The sequence below is a fragment of the Celeribacter indicus genome (assembly GCF_000819565.1).
GTDB classification, from domain to species: Bacteria; Pseudomonadota; Alphaproteobacteria; order Rhodobacterales; family Rhodobacteraceae; genus Celeribacter; species Celeribacter indicus.
On record NZ_CP004393.1, the window covers coordinates 3,981,502 to 3,997,259 of the forward strand.

The 15,758-nt window shown below is 63.7% G+C and carries 15 protein-coding genes; 5 read left to right on the top strand and 10 right to left on the bottom strand.

Annotated elements, in window-relative coordinates; all coding sequences use genetic code 11:
• Positions 1 to 9: 9 nt before the first annotated feature.
• From P73_RS19595 to P73_RS19610, 4 genes are read right to left on the bottom strand one after another with little or no spacing between them, the layout of a single operon-like run.
• Positions 10 to 813: an ABC transporter permease gene (locus tag P73_RS19595; RefSeq protein ID WP_052453430.1), complete on the bottom strand. Its 804-nt coding sequence runs from the start codon at positions 811 to 813 to the stop codon at positions 10 to 12.
• Positions 806 to 1,603 (bottom strand): ABC transporter ATP-binding protein, encoded by a 798-nt coding sequence (locus P73_RS19600; protein WP_052453431.1) that lies wholly within the window; start codon positions 1,601 to 1,603, stop codon positions 806 to 808. The genes P73_RS19595 and P73_RS19600 overlap by 8 nt, the downstream gene beginning before the upstream one ends.
• A gap of 37 nt (positions 1,604 to 1,640) precedes the next feature.
• Positions 1,641 to 2,384: an ABC transporter permease gene (locus P73_RS19605; RefSeq protein ID WP_043870896.1), complete on the bottom strand. Its 744-nt coding sequence runs from the start codon at positions 2,382 to 2,384 to the stop codon at positions 1,641 to 1,643.
• A gap of 17 nt (positions 2,385 to 2,401) precedes the next feature.
• Positions 2,402 to 3,403 (bottom strand): ABC transporter substrate-binding protein, encoded by a 1,002-nt coding sequence (locus tag P73_RS19610; protein WP_043870897.1) that lies wholly within the window; start codon positions 3,401 to 3,403, stop codon positions 2,402 to 2,404.
• Positions 3,404 to 3,634: 231 nt separating this feature from the next.
• Here P73_RS19610 and P73_RS19615 point away from each other — a divergent pair, with 231 nt between their 5' ends.
• Entirely contained in the window at positions 3,635 to 4,273 is a 639-nt protein-coding gene (locus P73_RS19615) for a TetR/AcrR family transcriptional regulator (RefSeq protein WP_043870898.1), read from the top strand.
• 10 nt (positions 4,274 to 4,283) lie between these two features.
• On the opposite strand, the gene P73_RS19620 is transcribed toward P73_RS19615, so the two are convergent.
• The 6 genes from P73_RS19620 to P73_RS19645 all read right to left on the bottom strand — a co-directional run bounded on the left by P73_RS19620 (position 4,284) and on the right by P73_RS19645 (position 9,024).
• Complete coding sequence (locus P73_RS19620; RefSeq protein WP_043870899.1) at positions 4,284 to 4,892, bottom strand: flavin reductase family protein; 609 nt, start codon at positions 4,890 to 4,892, stop codon at positions 4,284 to 4,286.
• 61 nt (positions 4,893 to 4,953) lie between these two features.
• Positions 4,954 to 5,574 carry an isochorismatase family protein gene (locus P73_RS19625; RefSeq protein ID WP_043870900.1) on the bottom strand — a complete coding sequence of 207 codons (621 nt, stop codon included), beginning with the start codon at positions 5,572 to 5,574 and terminating at the stop codon, positions 4,954 to 4,956.
• A gap of 80 nt (positions 5,575 to 5,654) precedes the next feature.
• Positions 5,655 to 6,686, bottom strand: coding sequence for a 2,5-dihydroxypyridine 5,6-dioxygenase NicX family protein (locus tag P73_RS19630; RefSeq protein ID WP_043870901.1), 1,032 nt, complete (start codon positions 6,684 to 6,686; stop codon positions 5,655 to 5,657).
• A gap of 17 nt (positions 6,687 to 6,703) precedes the next feature.
• Positions 6,704 to 7,480, bottom strand: a complete 777-nt coding sequence (locus tag P73_RS19635) for an alpha/beta fold hydrolase (RefSeq protein WP_139267165.1) — start codon at positions 7,478 to 7,480, stop codon at positions 6,704 to 6,706.
• 11 nt (positions 7,481 to 7,491) lie between these two features.
• Positions 7,492 to 8,241, bottom strand: a complete 750-nt coding sequence (locus tag P73_RS19640; protein WP_043871978.1) for an aspartate racemase/maleate isomerase family protein — start codon at positions 8,239 to 8,241, stop codon at positions 7,492 to 7,494.
• 108 nt (positions 8,242 to 8,349) lie between these two features.
• On the bottom strand, positions 8,350 to 9,024 hold the full coding sequence (locus tag P73_RS19645; protein WP_043870903.1) for a TetR/AcrR family transcriptional regulator: 675 nt from the start codon (positions 9,022 to 9,024) through the stop codon (positions 8,350 to 8,352).
• Positions 9,025 to 9,195: 171 nt separating this feature from the next.
• On the opposite strand from P73_RS19645, the gene P73_RS19650 reads away from it, so the two are divergent.
• The 4 genes from P73_RS19650 to P73_RS19665 all read left to right on the top strand — a co-directional run bounded on the left by P73_RS19650 (position 9,196) and on the right by P73_RS19665 (position 15,680).
• Positions 9,196 to 11,136 (top strand): methyl-accepting chemotaxis protein, encoded by a 1,941-nt coding sequence (locus P73_RS19650; RefSeq protein ID WP_043870904.1) that lies wholly within the window; start codon positions 9,196 to 9,198, stop codon positions 11,134 to 11,136.
• Positions 11,137 to 11,534: 398 nt separating this feature from the next.
• Positions 11,535 to 13,478 (top strand): acetate--CoA ligase, encoded by a 1,944-nt coding sequence (acs, locus tag P73_RS19655; RefSeq protein ID WP_420836142.1) that lies wholly within the window; start codon positions 11,535 to 11,537, stop codon positions 13,476 to 13,478.
• 201 nt (positions 13,479 to 13,679) lie between these two features.
• A complete protein-coding gene (locus tag P73_RS19660; RefSeq protein ID WP_043870906.1) occupies positions 13,680 to 13,937 on the top strand; it encodes a DUF4212 domain-containing protein in 258 nt (85 codons plus the stop codon).
• Between the two features lie 15 nt (positions 13,938 to 13,952).
• Positions 13,953 to 15,680 carry a sodium:solute symporter family protein gene (locus P73_RS19665; RefSeq protein ID WP_043870907.1) on the top strand — a complete coding sequence of 576 codons (1,728 nt, stop codon included), beginning with the start codon at positions 13,953 to 13,955 and terminating at the stop codon, positions 15,678 to 15,680.
• The last annotated feature ends 78 nt before the right edge of the window (positions 15,681 to 15,758 follow it).

The window sequence follows — 15,758 nt, forward strand, 5'->3', positions numbered from 1 at the left end:
CGCCGGGGCTCAGTCGCGCCAGCGCAGGAGTTTCTTTTCCACCCGCCCGAGCACGCCGCGTTCCAGAAGCTGCATCGCGATGATGAACAGGATGGCCACGGCAGCGACTTCGCGCATCCGCAACAGCCGGAAGCTGTTGAAGATCGAGGCGCCGATCCCGTCCGGCTGGCCGATGGCCTCGACGACGACGACGAGCTTCCACGACAGGGCGAAGGAAAAGCGCATCGCGGTCAGAAGCGCAGGCATCAGCTGCGGCACGAGAACGCTCCGCAGTCGCACCCCGCGCGGCAGGTGATAGATCTGCGCCATCTCATCGAGGCTCTTGTCGCGGGCATGGACGTTCGAGCGCACGATATTGGTGACAAAGGGCGCCACGGCGACGGTCAGGGCGATGAACCCGGCCGTTTCCCCGGTGCCGACCGCCAGGATGGCAAAGATGATGTAGACCGGATCAGGCACAGCGAGCGCGAGGGCGAGAAGCGGCTGAAAGAAAGCCTCCGCCTTCTCGTTCAGGCCGATGAAGAGGCCGAGAATCGCGCCCGCGACGGAGGCCGCCGCGAAAGAGGCGAGCACGCGGCCGAGCGTGAGGAAGAAATCGCCCCAGAATGCCGGGCTCTGCAACGCCCCGATCATTGCGACCAGCGTCGCGTCGATGGCCGGCACCCAGGGACGGAAGGCAATCGACATGACATGCCAGATGAACAGGATCGAGATCAGCGCAATCGTGCCGCTGAGCGCGCGGGCGGAGATCGCGGCGACCCAGTCCCGGTTTCGGGTGAACCCGATCGCATTGGTGAGAGGAAGATCAGGCAACGGATTTCTCCTCTTTCACCGCAAGCCCCCAGGGCGCCTGAACCCGGCGGATGATGTCGGCCTCGACCTCCGCGATCCGCGCGTCGTCGTAATCGCGGGGACGTTCGAGCGGAACCGAATAGTCCTCGAAGATCCGGGCCGGGCCGCGCGTCAGGATCAGGATACGGTCGGCGAGATAGACCGCCTCGCGGATCGAGTGGGTGACAAAGACGACCGTTGCGTCGGTACGCTGGCAGATGCCGGTGAGTTCCTGACGCAACGCCCGTGCCGTCACCTCGTCGAGGGTGGAAAGCGGCTCGTCCATCAGGATGTAGGACGGATCGACCAGAAGGGCGCGGGCAATGGAAACCCGTTGCCGCTGACCTCCCGAAAGGCGCATGGGCCAGGCATCCCTGAACTGCGAGATATGGAGGGTCGAGAGGATTTCGTCGATCCGGGCCTCCCAGGTGTCACGCGGAACCTCGGAGGCCGCAAGCGCGATTTCGAGGTTCTGGCGCACAGTGCGCCAGGGCAAAAGGCGGTGCGACTGAAACACATAGCCCAGACGCGGTGGTTTCGAACGCGGTGTGAACAGTTCCTCCCCCTCGACGAGCACCCGACCGCGGGAAGGGGCGCGCAGACCGGAGATCGCGTTGAGCATCGAGGATTTGCCACAGCCCGAGGGGCCGAGGATGGCGACGAATTCACCCCGCTTGATGTCGAAATCGAGTCGGGCGACAGCTTCGCTGCTGCCATAGGACACGCCCAGATCGACGGTCTTGAGGACGGAGGGGCGGGTGGCTTGGATCATGGTCTTTTCCTTGGAAGCGGTGTCACGGAGGCGCGTGTCAGCGCCAGCGGAAGACATATTTTTCCGCAGTGCGGATCAGGCCGTATTCGGCGAAGAGCACGATGGCCATGAACACGAGCAGCCACAGATGGACCTCGGTCATCAGCATGTAGCCCCAGGCATGTTCGAACTGCGCGCCGAAACCGGTCTTGGCCGCGCCAAAGATCTCCGCGACGACGATCACCTTCCACGCGAGCGCATGGGCGTTGCGCAACGCCGCAAAGATATAGGGGGCGACGTAGGGCGCCCAGATGTGGCGGATCTGGGCGATGAGGCCGAGATGATAGACCTGCGCCATTTCATCGAGTTCGCGGTCGGCGCTCGCAAGCCCGTCCCGCAGCCCCACGGCCATGTAGGGAAAGGTGATGAACGCCACGACGAGCACATAGCCCGCCTCGGAGCCTTTGAAGATGGCGAGCGCCAGAATGGCCGCGATCGCGCTCGGGGTCCGCAGGGCCGCGGTGACATAGTAGCTCAGCACGTCGCCGAGCAGACGCGAGCGGGTCATGGCGAAGGCCGCGACAAAGCCCGCGACCACGCCGAGCAGCAGCCCGAGCACGACACGCGCCAAGGTGATACCGATATTGGTCCAGGTCGCAGGGTCGGAGAGGAAATGCGGCAGTTCCTTGGCGACGGTGACCGGACTCTCGATGAAGGTGGTGTTCTGATGCGCCAGAAACCACGCGGGGATGAGGAGCAGGAGGGCCAGATAGGCCCAGACCTGCTTTTGCAGAGACGTCATGTTTGTTGTCCCGTGGCTTACGACCGGGGACCGACATAGTCTTCGAGCGCCACCATCATGCCATCGGGCACGTTCTGGAGCACCTCTCCGTCCTCGGCCAGCTTCTCGAGAAAATCGAGCGCCGCACTGCGTTTCTCTTCCGACCAGTCATTGGTGAAATAGTCGTGCGCCGCGCCATTGGCGATGAGCGCGTCGAGCACGGCGTCGCTGGTTATGCCGAGTTTCTCGCGGATATAGGGCTTGCGGAGGATTTCGTAATTCGTCTCGTCGAGCAGCGCGATGGCCTCGTCATACGCATCCCGCACGCCATAGGCGAGTTCCGGATTTTCCTTCAGCCACTCTTCCTTTGCCACCATATTGGTGATCCACGGAGAGAAGCCGCCGGTGAATTCGGAATAATCCGAATAGGCCTGAAGCAGATAGCGCCCGTCCGTGGCGACGATGGCCTCCGACACAAAGCTTTCGAAGTCGAAGATCGCGTCCACCTCGCCCTCTTTCAGAAGCGAAACGAGCGCCGCCGGACCGACCTGCGACATCTCGTAGTCCTCGAGCACGTCGAACCCGTACATTTCCTCGACGATCAGGCGGATGAACATGGTCGTGCCGCTGTCGGCACCGAAATGGCCGACCTTCTTTCCCTTCAGATCCTCGGGCGTCTCCGCATCCGAACTGCCAGGGACGACGATGCCGAGATAGAGGTTGCCGACGGGATAGAACGAGGTGATGTCGAAACCTTCCTCGCGCGCATAGGCGACGCCGAGAAGGTCGTTGTCCATGGATACGTCGGCATTGCCGATCAGGAAGTTCTGAAAGATGCCCTCGTGCGGGAGATATTCGAACGTGCCGTCGAAGCCATATTTTTCATCGAGATTCTCTCCCTCGATAATCATCATCGGCACCCCGCCAAGGCTTCCTGCGACCGCTTGAAGCGTCACTTCGGGAAGATCCTGCGCCAGGGCCGGAGACATGAGGAAGAACGTGGCAACCGCAGTCAGGCCGCCGGAAATTGAGCGTTTCATGGGTGTTCCCTGTTGATTGTGTTTCTATGAGGTGACCATAGGAAGACCTCAATTAATTAATCAAGTAATTAATTTATTTTCGCGTTAGATTATGCGACTCTCTCCAGGCAATTTGCGGAACGCTGATTTCAAGGGCATTCGCAATGGGACGTTGATCGCTCTTTGAGCTGAATATTGGACAAACGCGGCACGACATTGCCGATATCGAACGGACGGGATAACGACTCTGACATGACCAAAGCCAAATCCAGACGTGTTGGCCGCCCGGAAGGCCAGAGGAATCTCGCGGACCTGATCCTCGACAGGGCGGAGATCCTGTTCGCCGAACAGGGTTATTCCGGCACGACCCTGCGACAGGTCGCGGATGCAGCGGACGTAACCTCCGCGATGACCGCATATTACTTCAGGAACAAGGAGAACCTGTTCCGCGAAGTGTTCCTGCGCCGCGGGCTGGATGTCGCGCAACAGCGGATGGATCGGCTCGCGGACCTCGGTGAAACGGGTGGCGTGAGCATCGAGGCGCTGGTGCGCGCCTTTCTCGAGCCCTCCTCAAAACTGCGCAAGAGCGCGCAGGGTCGGGCGTTTCTGAGGCTGCACGCCCGGCTTCACATGGAGCCCGAGCCGCTGTCCTACGCCCTCCGGCGCGAGGTCTACGATCTTTCGACCCGCGCCTATGTCGAGGCGATTTCGGCCCTCCTGCCCGATCAGCCCGAGCGGCGCATCTATCAGAAGATGTCGCTCATGGTCGGCGCCTATCTCTATGCCTTTTCCGATACCAACCGGCTGAAGGAACTGGCAATGGCGGAGGATGCGACGGACGATCTTCTGGAGACCACCGTCGCCTTCGGCGTGGGGGGATTCCTCGCCTGAGGCCGAGGCATCAAAGCTTCGGGCGCTTCATCTGGAACAGCCTGTCTATCACCGCGAAATCCTGATAGCCGAGGCGGGTGAGCGGCTTGTAGCGCAGCACGTCGAACCGCCCCTCCTCGCTCAGGCAATCGTCGCGCAGGTGGATCCCCTCCACCCGGCCGAGAAGCATCAGGTTCCCCTCTCCCTCGAGCGTGACGGATCGAGTCAGGCGGCATTCGAGCGCGGCCGGAGCCTGAGCCAGACGCGGACAGTCGATGGTCTCGCACTCCGCCACCGCCAGCCCCAGCGTCTCGATTTCGCTCTGCCCGGCCGGATAACCGGCGGAGGAGGCGTTGAGCACCTCGCGATTCTCGAGCCCGGCGATATTGATGCAGAACACGCCGGTCTCGAGGATGTTGCTCGCGCTGTCCTTGCCCCTTGCACGGTCCGGCTTGCTCCCGATGGAGGCGACCATCACCTGTGGCGGGGTATAGGCGACGGCGTTGAAGAAGGAATAGGGCGACAGGTTCGTGATCCCGTTTGCACCGCGCGTCGAGATCCAGGCAATGGGACGGGGAGAGACGATCGCCGCGAAAGGGTCGCGCGGCAGGCCGGAGCCGGTCTCGGGACGGTAAAACATCGCTCTCTCCCTGTGGCATGGGGCGGGGAGCGGTCTTCGCCGCCCCCTCCAGCATGCAAGCTCAGAGGCTTCGCAGCCAGTCCAGAACATCCGCGCTGTCGGTGACATCGGCATATTTCTGCGCCATGTCGTACAGGTTCGCGTCATGCGGCGCCTGCGCCCTGTCGGCGCAACAATCCCGCGGCACGAGCACGTTATAGCCCGATTGCACCCCATCGACCACGGTCGCCCGCACACAGCCGGAGGTGGTGGCGCCAGTCACGACAACCGTGTCCACCCCCGCGCCGGTCAAAAGCGCATTCAACGTGGAGCCGAAGAAAGACGAGGCGCCTTTCTTGGTGACGATGGCATCTTCCGGACGGATCCCCGTCGCGGCGTCGATCTCCACCAGCCGCGTGCCGTCGATCAGCGCCCGCATGCCGGTGGCCTTCTTCAGCCAGGGCAGTTTGTCCAGTTCGCCGGGGTGATAGGCGATGGTGGTGAAAATGACCGGATAGCCTTTGGACCGGGCGAGATCGCAGATGCGTTTCGTGTTGGCCATCTGCACGGCAGCATCCGAGGCGGTCGGATATTGCGGATCGGTGAACCCGTAGGAGAAATCCACCACGACGACTCCGGGCCGCGTTCCGCGCGGGACGGAGACGCCGAATCCCGCGGCCTTATAGGTAGCTTCCTGCGACATGATCTCGTCCTTCTGGTTTGACGGCGGCCCCGACAAGGCAGGATCGGAGCCGCCTGGGAGTGCAAGAGGCAGGGGAGTCCTCAGGCGCGCTCCATCCGGATCTCTTTCACCACGATATCGCCGTCGATCACGATGGCCTCGTCGTCGAGGAACAGCGAACAGCCGCGCATCGGGATATCGAGATGGCAGGCGGTGTCGTTCGGTCCTCCCAGTTCGTTGTTCGGCCCCGTGGAGAACATGACATTGCCGTAGAAACTGCGCGGCTCCATGCCCATGCCGCCGGGGAAGGCCCCCGGCACCATGTTGTGCCATTTCGCATTCGGGTTCATGCCCCAGCCGACATGGCTCATCCCCATGCCGCGCTCGTCGTTGAAGGCGGCCATGTAGGATTTGACCAGCTCCGCATCGAGACCGCCGCGAATGTCGGTGATCCAGCCCTTCTCGATCGTGTAGGTGACCGGGTCGCGCACATAGATGTTCTGCGGCAAGAGCACGTCGCCCGGCGCGACCACGATGGTCCCGTCCACCCCGTCGTCATCCCCGCCGGTGAACACGAACCCCGACGGCCAGTGATCCCAGCGCCCCGGCTCGTCGGTACAGGCATATTCCGTCACCGCCGGGTAGGTGTCGAGCTTGTAGGTGACGTCCGTGCCATGCGGCGAGGTAATGCGCATCACCCTCGCGTTCGCCAGCATCCCGCCCGCGATCGTCACCTTTTCGCGGATCTCCTGCGTCGGCAGCATCCGCGCCAGGAGGTCGGGGGGCTCCACGGCGGTCAGGATGCGTGTGCCCGCCGCCTGGATGGCGAATTGTTCCGGCGAGAACAGCAAAAAGATGCAGTCGATCAGCATGTCGCAGTTCTTCAGCGCCTCGACCGCGTCGGGCATCGCCGCCAGTCCGGTCTGCCCCACCGCCCATGCTCCCGCCACCGGCGGCGCGGGCAGGCGCATGTGATACATGTTCGCGCCGAGCCTCCGCCCCGCCGCCATGAAGGCATCCGCGTAATCGAGCCGCTCATGGCCCTGCGTCAGCACGACCAGGCGTTCGTCCGTCTGCACGCCCGACATCTTCAGCTGATGCAGGCAGATTTCCGTGAAACTCGCGTGATCCATATCCGTTTCCCTGTCTGTTATGCTTTGAAGTCCAAGGTGGCGGCGAGGAACCCTTCGATATCGTCCCACGGGATCATGTGGCCCGCGCCTTCGACCGTGCGGACCTCCATCGCGGGCAGGAGTTCCCGGAGTTCCGCCTCGTCTTCGTCCTGAATGACCGGCGCGCCACCCGCGATCACGAGCCGGGTCGGGATCGCGATCTTCGGCAGATCGGCATGAATGTCGTCGGTGTGGAATCCGTCATAGGCGGTGCGGATCGCGCCCCAGTGACAGGTGTGAAGCCACTCGGCCCTGAGCGCGCGTTGCTCCTCGCTCCAACTCGGGCAATAGGTGCGCATGTCCTCGGCGGAACATCCCTTGGCGGCCATCCTGATCGAGTCCCCGTACCACGGCCATGCCGAGGGATAGGGACGGCGGTTCGGCCCGGAGACCGGAGGATCGACAAGGATCGCGCCCCTGAACGCGTCCGTCACGGTCGCCGCCGCGCGGATCGCCGTGCGTGCGCCCATCGAATGTCCCATCACGACGGGCTGCCCCATGATCTCCGCGAGCGCCAGCGCATCCGCCGCCATCGCATCGAGCGTATAGTCGAGATCGCCCGTCTCGCTCAGACCACGGCCGCGCACGTCGAGCACATGCACGTCAAAGGCGTCCGCCAGACGTTCGGCCACGAATCCCCATGTGATCGCCGGCGAGGTGATGCCGGGGATCAGGAGCAGCTTTGGCCCCTGCCCTTCGTAGCGGATCAGGTGATGGCGGATGCCGTTGGCGTGGAGGTTATAACCGTATCCCATGACCGCGCCCCTCAATACGCGCCCGACAGAAGCGTGCCGCCGCCCGGCACGCGGGTGTCGAGATCGAGCGCCTTCAGCATCTGCCAGGTGGTCGCGATGGCCGCCGTCAGAACCGGCTTTCCGGTGATCGCCTCGGCCATCGGAACCGCGGGAAGAGAGGGCATCTGGACGCAGGCCGAAAGCACCACCGCATCCACATCGTCCGTTTTCAGCCCCCTGACGATTTCCGGCAGCTTCAGCGGATCATGCGCCGCCACGTCGAGATTGTCCTGGATTTCCAGTGCGATGTAGTCGCTGACCTCGATGCCCTCGTTGCGGATATAGTCGACCACCATCTCGGTCAGCGGCTTCATGTAGGGCGCGACGAGCGCGATCCTCCTTGCGCCGAGCGCACGGAGCCCCTCGACCAGCGCACCCGCGGAGGTCACGACCGGGGCCGGTCCGCCATTCCCGGCCGCCACACCGGCGAGGCGCGGCCCCGAGACGCAGTGATAGCCCTTGCCCATGGACATGATCGCCACGAGGCAGGCATAGCCCATCACATCCACCTTCGCGTCGGACAGTTCCAGCGCGCAGCGGTCGCTGTCGGCGTCCATCTTCGCGAGCTCGTCCTTCGTCACATGCTTCATCCGCATCCGCGCCGAATGGTACGTGAACCGCTCCGGCGCCACGCTCTCCCGCGCCCGCAGAAGCGCGGGGATTTCCGTCTCCATGGTCACGTTGGAGCTGGGCACGATCTGCCCGATACGAAAACTTTTCATGATTCCCATCCTTGAGGCGTCCTTGGCTCAAGGATTAATTATAACTTTGTATAATTACAAGCCTGAATAATTTCCGGCGACCCGCGCGCTGCGCGCAGTCCGGTCCCCTCAGGGAAGCGGCGCGCGCAAACCGGCAGAGAGAAAGGCGGTCAGATGATCGAGCATGGCATCCTTTCCAACCTCCCCGATCTGTCCGTTCGTGAGATCGTTGAGCCGCCCGAGGTCGTTCAGCATGAACATATACGTGCCGACCAGGAAGGCCATGCGGAGCGACATCACCTCTTTCGGGATGTCGGGAAGCACATCGCAGAGCGCGGCGATATAGCGCTTGACCGAGGCATCGTAGACCTCGCTGCGCAACCTCAGAGCATGTTCCTCGAGTTCCGCATGAAGCCGGGCCTGGAGCCTCACGAAGGCCGCGCCTCCGGGACCGGAATATTTCATGTCCCACTGTGGTTTCAGATAGTTGCGCACGATTTTCTCGACGGTCGGACTGGCTTCCGCCGCCAGAAGCTGATCGAGAAGGACATGGCGCGCGCCCGAAATCGCCGCACCGCGACGCCGAACCACCTCGTCGAACAGATCCTGTTTCGCGCCGAAATAATACCGCACCAGCGCCTGGTTGACACCCGCGGCCGCCGAAATGTCGCGCACCTTCGCACCGCTGTATCCGGCGTCGGAAAATATCTCCTCCGCGGCGTCAAGAATGGCATCACGAAGTTCCACGCCCTCCTTCGGGCGGCCTGGCCTGCGGCGCGACGCGGTCGGTTTCTGCTCTGTCATATTTCTGCCTTTACCGTCGGCTTCCGTTGCTTCCTTTTCTCAGGAGCGTCAGGGAGGCTCAATATCAAATATTATACATATCACTAAATATGGGCGCACGCCCCCTCCACGAAATGTTAAGGTTCTCGTGGGATGGTGCAGTCAAAGCTCGCAACCCAACGGGGACCTCCAATGATCAAAGCTCACCTGGCCAGGCTCTCTGTCCGGATTCATGCCATCGTGCTCATCGCGGTGATCATGACTGCCGTACTGACCGAATTGCTCCTCACCCTGTCCTTCAAGGCGTCGGTCAGCATGAGGGAACAGCATCTGAGCGATGTGCTCGACACCGCCATGTCCGAATTCTCCAGCCTGGAGGAGAAGGTGACGGCGGGACTCCTCAGCCGGGAGGAGGCGCAGGCGCTGGCACAAGAGGCAATCATGGCGATGCACTATGACAGGGACGGCTATTTCTTCGTGCTCGACCGCCAGAACACGATCATCGCACACCCGGTCCGGACCGAGTGGATCGGAACGGATCAAAGCGACTATCGGGACGTGCGGGGGGACAGCATCTTCGGCATGATGCAGGACATCGTCTCCGCCCAGGGCGCCGGCAGCGTCACCTATTACTCCACCAAGCCGGGGAGTGAGGAGGAGGAAGAGAAATTCAGCTATGTGAAGGCCTACGAGCCCTGGGGCTGGGTCGTCGGCACCGGCTCCTATCTCTCGGACATCCGCGAGGGCCTCGCCCGGATGCGCCTGCTCGGCCACACCCTGCTCGGGGCCAGCCTCGCCCTGCTGGTCGCGGCCTCCGCGCTGCTCGTGCGCAGCGTGACGAAGCCGCTGGGCATGCTGAAGGCCCGCATGTCCGCCATGTCCGAGGGCGACACGCAAAGCCCGATTCCGCTGACGGCATCCCGCAGCGAGATCGGCGAAATGGCGCGTGTGCTGGAGATCTTCCGCACCGCACTGGTCGAACGGCAGGATCTCGAGAAGGCGCAGGCGGCGAAGGACATGGAGATCGCCCGGCAGCGAGAGGAAAGCGCGGAACGCGAACATCAGGCGCGCCTGCGCGAGGAAACCGCGGAAAGGCAGCGCCTTCAGGAGCAGGCGGAGCGGCAGGCTCAGCAGGAGGAGGCCCGCGCCCGGACCGAAGCCGAACGCGAGGCCGCGCATCGCGAACAGCAGCATGTGGTGAACGTCCTGGCCGCAAGCCTCGGCGCCATGTCGCGCGGCGACCTGACCGCGACGATCGAGGCGGACTTCCCGCCCGCCTACCAGAAGCTCAAGACCGATTTCAACGAGGCCATCGAAACGATGGCGACACTCGCGGCGGCGATCGTCGAGGGCGCGTCGGCGATCATGGGAGAGACCGACAATCTCAACGCCGCCGCCATGGATCTGAGCCAGCGGACGGAGAAACAGGCGGCGTCGCTCGAGGAGACCGCGGCGGCGATCACCGAACTTGCCGCGACGGTGGAAAGCTCGGCAAACAATGCCAGGGATGCCGCCACGGCCGTGGCGCGCACGAAGGAACGCTCGATCGCCGGCCGGGAAGTCGTGCAAAAGACGGTCCGGGCGATGTCCGATATCGCACAGAGTTCGACCCAGATCTCGAAGATCACCAGTGTCATCGACGACATCGCCTTCCAGACGAACCTGCTCGCCCTGAACGCCGGGGTCGAAGCGGCGCGCGCCGGCGAATCCGGTCGCGGCTTTGCGGTGGTCGCCTCGGAAGTGCGCGCGCTGGCGCAGCGTTCCTCGGAAGCCGCCAGCGAGATCGCGAAGCTGATCGAGACCTCGGAGACGCAGGTCGGCGACGGCGTCGATCTCGTGACCGCTTCGGGCGAGGCACTCGGGGAGATCGAATCCCTCGTCACCACCCTCGACGACCTCGTGAACTCGATCGCGACCTCCTCCTCGGAGCAATCGGTCGGCCTGTCGGAGATCACCACCGCCGTCGCGCAACTCGATCAGGTCACGCAGCAGAATGCCGCCATGTTCGAAGAGACGACGGCGGCCCTGCAATCGCTGCGCGCCCAGGCCCTCTCCCTCGAACGCGACAGTTCGGTGCTGAAGACGGACCGGTCACGGCTTGACGATCCGGAAGCGGAGCGGAGGGCGTCCTGATCCGGAGAGGCCGGAGGAAAGCGGCGGACGGAAGGGCCTGCGCCCTGCGGCCAGGGCGCAGGCTCCGCGACCTGCGGCGGCACTCCCGGCTCAGCGCGGCTCCGGACCGCGCTGAGCCGGACATGCCGCCCCCGCCGTCGCGCCGCGGCGCGGCAACGGGGCCGCCTGTCATACCCGCCTGATCCGCGCTGGTGCGGCTCCATGAACGCCGTAAATTTCTTGACATGAATCACGGGAAAATCGTCAAGATATTTACAAACAAATCCTTGAAGCACAGCCTGTTAGAAGATTTTTCACATGCAAACATGTAAAGCTGAAAGGGAGGAGGAGGCCAGCGAGGGAAGCTGGCCGCACCATGTCAGGAACTGGGAGGCGACATGTCGAACGACACCATTCAAATGACCCGTCCTTCGGAGGACTTCTCCGCCAACGCCCATATCGACCGGACGCGGTATGAGGAGCTGTATGCGCGGTCTGTGGAGGATCCTGTGGGGTTCTGGGCGGAGCAGGGCAAGGTGCTGGACTGGATCGAGCCCTATACGCAGGTGAAGAAGACCTGTTTCGACTTCGGCCGGGTCGATATCAAATGGTATGCCGACGGCGTGCTCAACGTCGCCGCCAACTGCATCGACCGCCATCTCGCCCGGCGCTCGCTGCAAACCGCGATCATCTTCGAACCCGACGATCCCGACGCCCCGGCGCAGCACATCACCTACAAGGAGCTCTCCGACAAGGTGAACCGCTTCGCCAACGTGCTCCTGTCCCAGGGCATCATGCGCGGCGACCGGGTGGTGATCTACCTGCCGATGATCCCCGAGGCCGCCTATGCCATGCTCGCCTGCGCCCGCATCGGCGCGATCCATTCCATCGTCTTCGCCGGCTTCTCCCCCGATGCGCTCGCCAACCGCATCAACGATTGCGGCGCCAAGCTCGTCATCACCGCCGACACCGCGCCCCGCGGCGGCAAGCGCACGCCGCTCAAGGCCAATACCGATGCCGCCCTGCTGCACTGTTCCGACAAGGTCCGCTGCCTCGTCGTCAAGCACACCGGCGACCAGATCTCCTGGGTGCAGGGCCGCGATGTCGATGTCAAATACCTGATGGAACACGCCTCCCCCGACTGCCCGCCGCGGCCGATGAACGCCGAGGACCCGCTCTTCATCCTCTATACCTCCGGCTCCACCGGCCGGCCGAAGGGCGTCGTGCATTCCTCCGGCGGCTACCTCGCCTATGCCGCGCTCACCCATAAATACGTCTTCGACTACCACGACGGCGACATCTTCTGGTGCACCGCCGATGTCGGCTGGGTCACCGGCCACAGCTATATCGTCTACGGCCCGCTCGCCAACGGCGCCACCACCGTGATGTTCGAGGGCGTGCCCACCTACCCCGACGCCGGCCGCTTCTGGGCCGTGGTCGAGAAGCACAGGGTCAACCAGTTCTACACCGCCCCCACCGCCCTGCGCTCGCTCATGGGCCAGGGCAACGACTGGGTCGAGACCTACGACCTCTCCTCGCTCAAGCTGCTCGGCACCGTCGGTGAACCGATCAACCCCGAGGCCTGGAACTGGTACAACGAGGTCGTCGGCAAGGGCAATTGCCCCATCGTCGACACCTGGTGGCAGACCGAGACCGGCGGCCATCTCCTGACCCCCCTGCCCGGCGCGATCCCGACCAAGCCGGGCTCCGCCACCCTGCCCTTCTTCGGCGTGCAGCCCGTGATCCTCGACCCCGCCACCGGCGAGGAACTGACCGAGACGGAGACCGAGGGCGTGCTCGCGATCCGCGACAGCTGGCCCGGCCAGATGCGCACCGTCTGGGGCGACCACGAACGCTTCCAGGAGACCTATTTCCAGCAATACAAGGGCTATTACTTCTCCGGCGACGGCTGCCGCCGCGATGCCGACGGCTATTACTGGATCACCGGCCGGGTCGACGACGTGATCAACGTCTCCGGCCACCGCATGGGCACCGCCGAAGTCGAGAGCGCCCTCGTCGCCCATGCCAAGGTCGCCGAGGCCGCGGTCGTCGGCATGCCCCACGACATCAAGGGCCAGGGCATCTACGCCTATGTCACGCTGATGAACGATGTCGAACCCTCCGACGCCCTGCGCGCCGAGCTCGAGAAATGGGTCCGCACCGAGATCGGCCCCATCGCCAAACCCGACTTCATCCAATGGGCCCCCGGCCTGCCCAAGACCCGCTCCGGAAAGATCATGCGCCGCATCCTGCGCAAGATCGCAGAAAACGACACCACATCCCTCGGAGACACATCCACCCTCGCAGACCCGGCCGTCGTCGACGAACTCATTGCAAATTCGATGTATCGGAAATCTGCATGACATCCGCGCAGATGTGGTAGCCTACACCATCGCCCCTACGACATGAGGGGCGATGGACCCCCGAAAGCCGCGGCTCCGGCCCGGTCCCGACGGGGAGGAACCGCGGTTCCCGCGAGGAGGCGGGGACCGCGATCAGAAGATCCCGCGCGCGCGGCGCAACCGCGTCCGGGGGATCGGGGACAAACAGGGAGGACCGCGACAATGGCGGACATTTCAGACAACAATGCCTACTGGTCGGCAAACAAACGGATCATCGGCATCTCACTCGTGATCTGGTTCATCTGTTCTTTCGGCTTCGGCATCCTGCTGCGCCCGATGCTTTCGGGCATCGGCATCGGCGGCACGGATCTCGGCTTCTGGTTCGCACAGCAGGGCTCGATCCTCGTGTTCCTCGTGCTCATCTTCGCCTATGCGGCGCGGATGAACAAACTCGACAAAGAACACGGCGTGGACGAATAAGGGAGCACGACGCAGATGGATCAGTTTACCCTCAACCTTCTCGTGGTGGGCGCGACCTTCGCGATCTACATCGGGATCGCGATCTGGGCCCGCGCCGGGTCCACGTCGGAATTCTATGCCGCCGGGCGCGGCGTTCATCCCGTGCTGAACGGCATGGCCACCGGCGCGGACTGGATGTCCGCGGCCTCCTTCATCTCCATGGCGGGGATCATCTCCTTCGGCGGGTACGACACCTCCGCCTATCTGATGGGCTGGACCGGGGGCTACGTGCTCCTCGCGATGCTCCTCGCCCCCTACCTGCGCAAATTCGGCAAGTTCACCGTGCCCGAGTTCATCGGTGACCGCTTCTACAGCCAGACGGCGCGGACCGTGGCCGTGATCTGTCTCATCATCGCCTCCATCACCTATGTGATCGGGCAGATGACGGGCGTCGGCGTGGCCTTCTCCCGCTTTCTCGAAGTGGACAACACCACGGGCCTCCTGATCGGTGCGGCCATCGTGTTCTTCTACGCCGTCATCGGCGGGATGAAGGGCATCACCTATACGCAGGTCGCGCAATATGTCGTGCTGATCATCGCCTACACGATCCCCGCGATCTTCATCTCCCTGCAACTGACCGGCAACCCGATCCCGCCGCTCGGCCTGTTCTCCGATCATACGGGCACGGGGGAACCGATCCTCGCGACGCTGAACGGCATGCTCGAGGATCTTGGCTTCAGCAGCTATACCGAGCAGAGCGACACCATGCTGAACATGTTCCTGTTCACCATGTCGCTCATGATCGGCACCGCCGGCCTGCCGCATGTGATCGTGCGCTTCTTCACCGTGCCGAAAGTGTCGGATGCGCGGTCCTCGGCGGGCTGGGCGCTCGTCTTCATCGCGCTCCTCTACCTCACGGCTCCGGCCGTCGCGGCGATGGCGCGCGTCAACCTGATCGACACGGTCTATCCGAACGGCACCACCGAGGCCCCGCTCGCCTATGAGCAGCGTCCCGACTGGGTGCGGAACTGGGAGCAGACGGGGCTTTTGTCCTTTGACGACAAAAACGGCGACGGGCTCATCGACTATGTGGGCGACGGGGCGACGAACGAGTTCACCGTCAACAACGACATCATCACCCTCGCCAACCCGGAGATCGCGCAGCTTCCCGCCTGGGTGATCGCGCTGGTCGCCGCCGGCGGTCTCGCCGCCGCGCTTTCGACCGCCGCAGGCCTGCTGATGGCGATTTCCTCGGCCGTGTCCCACGACCTCATCAAGTCGCAGATCAAGCCCGAGATCTCAGAGAAGGGCGAATTGACCTGGGCGCGGGCCTCCATGGCCGTGGCGATCGTGATCGCCACCTACCTCGGCCTCAACCCGCCGGGCTTTGCGGCGCAGACCGTTGCGCTCGCCTTCGGCCTCGCCGCCGCGTCGATCTTCCCGGCGCTCATGATGGGCATCTTCTCGAAGCGCATCAACAACAAGGGTGCGGTCGCGGGCATGCTGTCGGGCCTGATCGTGACGGTGGTCTACATCTTCCTGCACAAGGGCTGGTTCTTCATTCCGGACACCAACTCCTTCACCGATGCGGACCCGCTCCTGCTGTCGATCAAGTCGACTTCCTTCGGCGCGGTCGGCGCGGTGATCAACTTCGCCGTCGCCTATCTGGTCTCCAATGCCACGGAGGAGCCGCCGGCGGAGATCCAGGAGCTGGTCGAAAGCATCCGCATCCCGCGCGGAGCCGGAGCCGCCGTCGAGCACTGAAGCAGAGGTTTCGGGCTGGTCTCGCGACCGGCCCGTCTCCATACTGCGGGGGCGCGGCGGCCGGATGGCTTCCGCGCC

Excerpts from the sequence above, each read along its gene's own strand:
- P73_RS19600 (WP_052453431.1), bottom strand. The coding sequence starts at position 1,603 with ATGATCCAAGCCACCCGCCCCTCCGTCCTCAAGACCGTCGATCTGGGC.
- P73_RS19605 (WP_043870896.1), bottom strand. The coding sequence starts at position 2,384 with ATGACGTCTCTGCAAAAGCAGGTCTGGGCCTATCTGGCCCTCCTGCTC.
- P73_RS19610 (WP_043870897.1), bottom strand. The coding sequence starts at position 3,403 with ATGAAACGCTCAATTTCCGGCGGCCTGACTGCGGTTGCCACGTTCTTC.
- P73_RS19615 (WP_043870898.1), top strand. The coding sequence starts at position 3,635 with ATGACCAAAGCCAAATCCAGACGTGTTGGCCGCCCGGAAGGCCAGAGG.
- P73_RS19620 (WP_043870899.1), bottom strand. The coding sequence starts at position 4,892 with ATGTTTTACCGTCCCGAGACCGGCTCCGGCCTGCCGCGCGACCCTTTC.
- P73_RS19625 (WP_043870900.1), bottom strand. The coding sequence starts at position 5,574 with ATGTCGCAGGAAGCTACCTATAAGGCCGCGGGATTCGGCGTCTCCGTC.
- P73_RS19630 (WP_043870901.1), bottom strand. The coding sequence starts at position 6,686 with ATGGATCACGCGAGTTTCACGGAAATCTGCCTGCATCAGCTGAAGATG.
- P73_RS19635 (WP_139267165.1), bottom strand. The coding sequence starts at position 7,480 with ATGGGATACGGTTATAACCTCCACGCCAACGGCATCCGCCATCACCTG.
- P73_RS19640 (WP_043871978.1), bottom strand. The coding sequence starts at position 8,241 with ATGAAAAGTTTTCGTATCGGGCAGATCGTGCCCAGCTCCAACGTGACC.
- P73_RS19645 (WP_043870903.1), bottom strand. The coding sequence starts at position 9,024 with ATGACAGAGCAGAAACCGACCGCGTCGCGCCGCAGGCCAGGCCGCCCG.
- P73_RS19650 (WP_043870904.1), top strand. The coding sequence starts at position 9,196 with ATGATCAAAGCTCACCTGGCCAGGCTCTCTGTCCGGATTCATGCCATC.
- acs (WP_420836142.1), top strand. The coding sequence starts at position 11,535 with ATGACCCGTCCTTCGGAGGACTTCTCCGCCAACGCCCATATCGACCGG.
- P73_RS19660 (WP_043870906.1), top strand. The coding sequence starts at position 13,680 with ATGGCGGACATTTCAGACAACAATGCCTACTGGTCGGCAAACAAACGG.
- P73_RS19665 (WP_043870907.1), top strand. The coding sequence starts at position 13,953 with ATGGATCAGTTTACCCTCAACCTTCTCGTGGTGGGCGCGACCTTCGCG.